This is a genomic window from Thermoplasma sp. Kam2015, assembly GCF_003205235.1.
Classification (GTDB): domain Archaea; phylum Thermoplasmatota; class Thermoplasmata; order Thermoplasmatales; family Thermoplasmataceae; genus Thermoplasma.
Genome location: NZ_QJSM01000029.1, coordinates 1 through 6,070, shown reverse-complemented (window position 1 = coordinate 6,070; position 6,070 = coordinate 1). Strand labels below are relative to the sequence as shown.

Below are 6,070 nucleotides of genomic sequence, written 5' to 3'. Positions count from 1 at the left end.
TGTACTCCTTCTGTAATTTAAGTATATGCTTCCTTCTATTCTTCGATCCATTCTCCTTTTTCGATAGCTGTTTTTGAAGACGCTTTATTCTTTTCTCTACCTTCTTTATGAATCCTGGATTCTCTATCATCGTTCCATCCGATAGAGTTGCGAACTTCTCTATTCCGAGATCTATGCCAACGGAGTTCTCTGCTGATAATGGCTTCTTCTCTGGTAGTTCTTCCTCATTTTCATATATTATGGAGCAGTAGTAGTATCCTGAATCCTTGGTTATTATTATCTCGTTGATGTCTTTAATCTCGGACAGCTTCTTCTCAGAGCCCTTGAAGTATATGCCTTCAGAGAACTTCGGGAAATAGATCCTGTTTCCTTGAATTTTGATGTGCTGTGGTACTGCAAAGTATTCGTTAATACCTTTCTTTTTGAATTTAGGATGTTCAGCGTTCCTATGGAAGAAGTTCTTGAATGCATTATCAAGAAAGCGTAGAGACATCTGTAAAGATTGAGAATTAACTTCGTACAACCATGGATACTTCTTCTTAAGTTCCATAAGCATGTTCGCTGTGTCTAAATAGTTCAAAGAGGATTTTTTAGCATCCTTATGCGTTATATAGTATTCATCCCTCTTTTTTAGAAAGTAATTGTATACGAATCTACAGCTGCCAAAGTGCTTCTCCAGTAATACTTTCTGTTTTACATTTGGATATAGCTTCACTTTGGTGGCTGTTATCACTATCTATAGGTACGGTAAATTGAGTATAAATATTTCCATTGAGGGAAGTCCGTGTATCTCCTCCCTGAAGGTCGGAGTTTTACTGCTTCCCTCAAACTCCTAACCTTCCTATAAAAATCTGCATCAGATCTTTAGAAATCAGCTTACCACATAGCCCACATAGGGTGTGAAGATCTTTGACTGCAGGTTCAGATCTGAATGCAGATCGAACTCTATTATTATTCCAGTTGTTGAATGTGCAGAAACTGTGAACGGGTGGTTTATAAAAGCAAACGGTGCACTCAGGCTGAATGTTACATTCGTTCCAAGTATCTTCACGCTGACATCTGAGATATAAAGACGTATCATCGTGTATTTCCCAGCATGGATCGATATATTGGTTAGCAGAGAAGCATTGCTTGTTGTGAGATCGTAGATATTAACGGTCTTATCAATGGTGAAGTTCTGCCATCCGCTGGTATTGCTGTGCAACGCCACCGAGGTGAATGTGATGTAAACAGCTGATACATTCGAAATAGGTAGATCTGCCACCGAGATCGCCATTCTACCCGTATCACTGTATTCATAGTAACTGTAGCCACCGACCCCGGCAACTATTAGTATGAGTACTACCGCCATGATAACATAGGATCTTTTCATAAGGATACATTTGCAGGTAGTATTTAAGAAATAGTTAGACGTCTTAGTTAATATAGGACTAAAAGATAGTCAAAATAAGGTCAGATATCTGAATATTAACAACGATAAATAATAATTATGGCGATCAATATTATTCACAAATTCATTTAAGGGCGTTGCATGCCACATAATATCCGCACATTATGGAGATCGAATAGAAGCGCTGGGAGGGAGATTTGAACTCCCGAGCTCTTAACGAGCACAGGTTTTCCAGACCTGCGCCTTACCAGGCTAGGCTATCCCAGCTTTAAATAGCCAAGCAGTTTTCCTTTATGGAAGCTGAATTTATAAAAGTTTCCTGAACTGGCGAAAAAGTACATTCTAAATAGTTATATATCTGCTAATCATCATCTCGTTGCATCATACGAGGTATTGAAACCAGATGCATAACGCTTCAAATAAAATATATATGCGTTTGGCATATGGGAAAAGCTCGTAGATTGAAATGAAGGAGGTAATGATATGGAAAAAAGCTATGTGAAGTTTGAAACTCCCGAAGACGTTTCGCAGAAAGCATTGGATCTTGTGGAGAGTTCATACAGAACTGGAAAAGTCAAGAAAGGAACTAACGAAGTTATAAAGTCGATAGAGAGAGGCGAGAGCAAGTTGGTGGTTATAGCCGAAGATGTAAACCCACCTGAGGTTGTATATTACCTGCCATCGCTCTGTGAAGACAAGAAGGTTCCATACGTCTATGTGAAGAAGAAAGCTGATCTTGGATCAAAGGTAGGCATAGCCTCTGCCGCATCTGTATCCATAGTGGATTATGGAAAGAATGAAGAACTCTATAAATCCATAGTTTCTGCGCTTGAGCAGATTAAAAAGTGAAGGTGAAATAGATGCCCAATGAGGCGACACCTGCTGAGGTTGTCGAAATAATAGGAAGAACGGGAATGACCGGAGAAGCGACGACCGTAAAGGTCAGAGTACTTGCAGGGAGAGATCAGGGAAGGATAATAGCAAGGAACGTCCTTGGTCCTGTAAGGGTCGGAGATATCCTGATGCTCATGGAAACTGCAAGGGAAGCTAAGAAGCTTTCAATCAGGTGATCAACATGGCAAAGAACTGCAGTTTCTGTGGAAAGGCTATTGAACCAGGAACAGGCATAATGTACGTTAGAAAGGACGGCGCAATACTGTATTTCTGTTCCAACAAGTGCAGGAAGAATATGATAGAATTGAACCGTGTCCCAAGGTACGTCAAGTGGACCAATGAGTATCACGAATTGAAGAAGATGAGGGCAAAATCATGACAGAGCGTACGCTGGTACTACTCAAACCGGACGCAGTAAAGAGACGGCTTATAGGCCGTATAATTTCCAGACTTGAAGATAAGGGATTGAAGATCATTGCCCTAAAGTTTATGCAGATGACAAAGGAACAGGCAGAAAATCATTATTCCGTACACAGATCTAAGCCATTTTTCAAGGATCTTGTGAACTATATAACATCTGGACCGATAGTCGCCATGATACTCGAGGGTCCGAAATCAATTGAGATAGTCAGACTGATGGCAGGATCCACAGATGGTTCAAAGGCTCAGCCAGGGACTATACGCGGTGATTTTTCAATGGGCATCGAGAAGAACATCATACACGCTTCTGACTCTCCTGAGGCCTATTCTCACGAGGTGCCTATATTTTTCAATGAAAAAGAAATAGTAGAATGGTCCTATGGCGACGAAGTCATCTACTAGTCAGGCTGCCTCTAAACTGAGACAGCCAATCGTCTGCGTTCTGGGTCATGTGGATCATGGTAAGACCACACTGCTGGATCTCATAAGGGGTACCTCTGTTGCCAGCAAGGAACCTGGAGGAATAACGCAGAGAATAGCAGCAACGACTGTTGACATAAGCACGATACTCAGGGAAACTGAGAAACTCAATACAAAAGGGCTTAAGATACCTGGGCTTCTATTTATCGATACCCCTGGCCATGTGGCTTTCTCCAATATGCGTGCAAGGGGCGGGGCACTTGCCGATCTCGCCATCCTTGTGATAGACATAAACGAGGGAATAATGCCACAGACCGTGGAGTCCATAGATATATTGAAGAAGTTCAAGACACCATTCATCATAGCGGCAAATAAGATCGATCTCATACCGTTTTTCACCGATGTAAAGACAACATTGTTCACCGAATTCATCAGAAAGCAGAGGCCAGAATACGTCAACGAGCTTGAGAATAGAGTATACAATATAATGAACAAACTCTACGAATTCGGTCTAAATTCGGATAGATTTGATAGGATATCTGATTTCACGAAAACTGTAGCGATCGTACCGGTAAGCGCGAAGAAGAACATAGGAGTACCGGAGATCTTGATGGTCTTGGCCGGTCTAGCGCAGCGGTTTCTGGAACGTGAGATCGAGTACAAGGATATAAATGGACACGCAACCATCATAGAGGTCAGAAAAGAGGAATCGGCTGGAATTACCCTTGATGCCGTGCTATACCAGGGTACCATATCTGTAGGTGATACCATAGCTGTGAATACCAAGAATGGTCCGGCTGTAACAAAGGTGAAGGCGCTATTCGTCAATACAGGCAAAGGCCAGAGATCGCTCAAAGAGGTAAAGAGAGTTTCAGCAGCTGAGGGAATAAGGGTACTTATAAGCGATAAGATCGACGTGATGTCTGGATCTCCAATGATCGTAGTGAACGATAATCTGGAACAGGTTATGAGGGAGATCGAAGAGGAGAGCAAGGTAGATATAAAGCTGGATGAGAATGGAATTTACGTAAAAGCTGAGGCCATAGGATCGTTGGAAGCGATCAGCTATGAACTGAACAAGGAAGGGATAAAGATAAGACAGGCTCAGGTCGGCGACATAACTAAGAGAGATATAATGGATGTTTCAACGCTGTCTGATCCTGTTAACAGGGTTATAGTTGGTTTCAATGTATCCGTCCTGCCTGAAGCTAGAGAGGCCATGGCTTCATCTGACGTGAGCATAGTAACCGGCGACATAATTTACAAGATCGTGGAGGATACACAGAAGGTACTGGAAGAAAGAAACAAGATGCTGCTGCAGGGACGGAAGATGTCAATGCCTGTCCCATCAAGAATCAGAATACTCCCTCAGTATATATTCAGGGCATCAAAGCCTGTGATAGTTGGTGTGAGAGTCGAGACAGGACAGATAAAGGTTGGCGATAATCTGATCAGGGGAGATGGCAAATACGCCGGTACTATCAAGAGCATAAGAAATGAAGATATCAGTGTACGTTTTCAGGACGCCCCGGCTGAGGTTGCCGTTGCCATAGACAATGTAACGTTGAACAGGCAGATATTCCCAGATGACGTCCTCTATGTAGATATAACTGAAAACGTGGTAAAGGAGCTCAGAAAGAGCCCCATGGAAAAGGATATAATGGACACCATGGAAGAAATAATAAAGATAAAGAGAAAGGAAAATCCGTTCTGGGGAACAAGAGTCTGATTTTGAATCAAGCGAAGTGCTTTCCGCTTATCCCAAGTTTTTCCGATATATGTTCTATCATATCGTCTACAGTCTTATCCAGATCATAATCGAATTTGAAACCCCACTCCTTTGCTGCGTCTGATGAATCTATGCTCTCGGGCCAGGTGGCGGCTATTCCATCTCTGTAGTCTGGTCTGTAATCTATCTCAAAACCATTTATACGTTCAGATATTTTCCCATACAGTTCTTCAGGGGTGAAGCTGTATGCCTGTACATTATAACCGTTTCTTATCTTCAATTGTTCGGATTTTGCCTCGTAAAGATCAACAAGTGCACGAAGAGCGTCGGGCATGTACATCATCGGCAGGCGTCTATCTCTGCGAAGATAACATGTGTATCTCTTCAGGCGAACTGCATAATAGAATATCTCCACTGCATAGTCTGTTGTCCCTGCTGTGGGCTCGGCCATGTAGCTTATTATTCCGGGATATCTCAGCGATCTGACGTCCAGGCCAAATTTCTCAAAATAATACTGAGCAAGAAGCTCAGCAGCGACCTTTGTTATGCCATACATGGTCCTGGGCCTCAGCACCGTTATGCTTGGTACACCTGTCCTGGGCGTTTCCGGTCCGAAGACGCCTATGGTGCTTGGAATTATGACTCTGTCGATAGAGTGTCTTTTAGCAGCCTCCAGAACGTTGTATGTACCGTTAAGATTGACCCTATATGCAAGATCTGGATCCTTCTCACCCTTTGCGGAGAGTATACCGGCAAGGTGGAATATATCGGTTATTTTGTATTTCTCTATGGCTCGTTCCAGAGATTCGCGATCAGTCACATCCAGTTTTATATAACCGGTCTGTGTCCCTGTCGGATCGGTGATATCAGAGGATATGATTTCATTTCTGCCGTACCTTTCTCGAAGATATGGAACGAGTTCAGTGCCAATTTGACCAGAAGAACCTGTTACAAGTATCATACCTATACATCGAAAATCTCTATAAAAACAATTTTATCTAAGTATGCTATGTTTTATCGTGTGTGATGTAAAAGGGTGCGAAAATGGAGCATTATTTTCTAATTTAAATAAAAATCTTCGCATTTAAATCCAGCCGTATCAGTTGTATCCATTCGCATAAATTTTATTTTAATTGGGAAATAATTCTCCCAAACGATACCCTTTTACATCACACACAGAGAATAATGTATTTTATAAATTTATAGTAAACAATAAA

Annotated in this window: 8 protein-coding genes and 1 tRNA gene; 5 read left to right on the top strand and 4 right to left on the bottom strand. The window is 42.0% G+C overall.

The window, feature by feature from the left end; all coding sequences use genetic code 11:
• From DMB44_RS06670 to DMB44_RS06660, 3 genes are all read right to left on the bottom strand, one after another.
• Positions 1 to 733, bottom strand: a 733-nt coding sequence (locus DMB44_RS06670; RefSeq protein ID WP_153280182.1) for an RNA-guided endonuclease TnpB family protein, incomplete at its 3' end; no start/stop codon positions are given.
• Between the two features lie 138 nt (positions 734 to 871).
• Entirely contained in the window at positions 872 to 1,372 is a 501-nt protein-coding gene (locus DMB44_RS06665; protein ID WP_110642081.1) for a DUF4382 domain-containing protein, read from the bottom strand.
• A gap of 200 nt (positions 1,373 to 1,572) precedes the next feature.
• Positions 1,573 to 1,657: transfer RNA gene (locus DMB44_RS06660), tRNA-Ser, on the bottom strand.
• A 216-nt stretch (positions 1,658 to 1,873) separates the two neighbouring features.
• Here DMB44_RS06660 and rpl7ae point away from each other — a divergent pair.
• The 5 genes from rpl7ae to infB are packed head-to-tail and all read left to right on the top strand — an operon-like array spanning position 1,874 to position 4,853.
• A complete protein-coding gene (gene rpl7ae / locus DMB44_RS06655) occupies positions 1,874 to 2,239 on the top strand; it encodes a 50S ribosomal protein L7Ae (protein ID WP_010901526.1) in 366 nt (121 codons plus the stop codon).
• An 11-nt stretch (positions 2,240 to 2,250) separates the two neighbouring features.
• Entirely contained in the window at positions 2,251 to 2,460 is a 210-nt protein-coding gene (locus tag DMB44_RS06650; protein WP_010901525.1) for a 30S ribosomal protein S28e, read from the top strand.
• A 5-nt stretch (positions 2,461 to 2,465) separates the two neighbouring features.
• The gene (locus DMB44_RS06645; protein WP_110642083.1) at positions 2,466 to 2,663 is read left to right on the top strand and encodes a 50S ribosomal protein L24e; all 198 of its coding nucleotides are present in this window, start codon (positions 2,466 to 2,468) and stop codon (positions 2,661 to 2,663) included.
• Positions 2,660 to 3,106, top strand: a complete 447-nt coding sequence (ndk, locus tag DMB44_RS06640; protein WP_110642079.1) for a nucleoside-diphosphate kinase — start codon at positions 2,660 to 2,662, stop codon at positions 3,104 to 3,106. Before DMB44_RS06645 ends, ndk begins: the two co-directional genes overlap by 4 nt.
• The gene (gene infB, locus DMB44_RS06635) at positions 3,084 to 4,853 is read left to right on the top strand and encodes a translation initiation factor IF-2 (protein ID WP_110642078.1); all 1,770 of its coding nucleotides are present in this window, start codon (positions 3,084 to 3,086) and stop codon (positions 4,851 to 4,853) included. The genes ndk and infB overlap by 23 nt, the downstream gene beginning before the upstream one ends.
• Positions 4,854 to 4,860: 7 nt before the next feature.
• On the opposite strand, the gene DMB44_RS06630 is transcribed toward infB, so the two are convergent.
• Entirely contained in the window at positions 4,861 to 5,814 is a 954-nt protein-coding gene (locus tag DMB44_RS06630) for an NAD-dependent epimerase/dehydratase family protein (RefSeq protein ID WP_201796947.1), read from the bottom strand.
• Between the last annotated feature and the right edge of the window lie 256 nt (positions 5,815 to 6,070).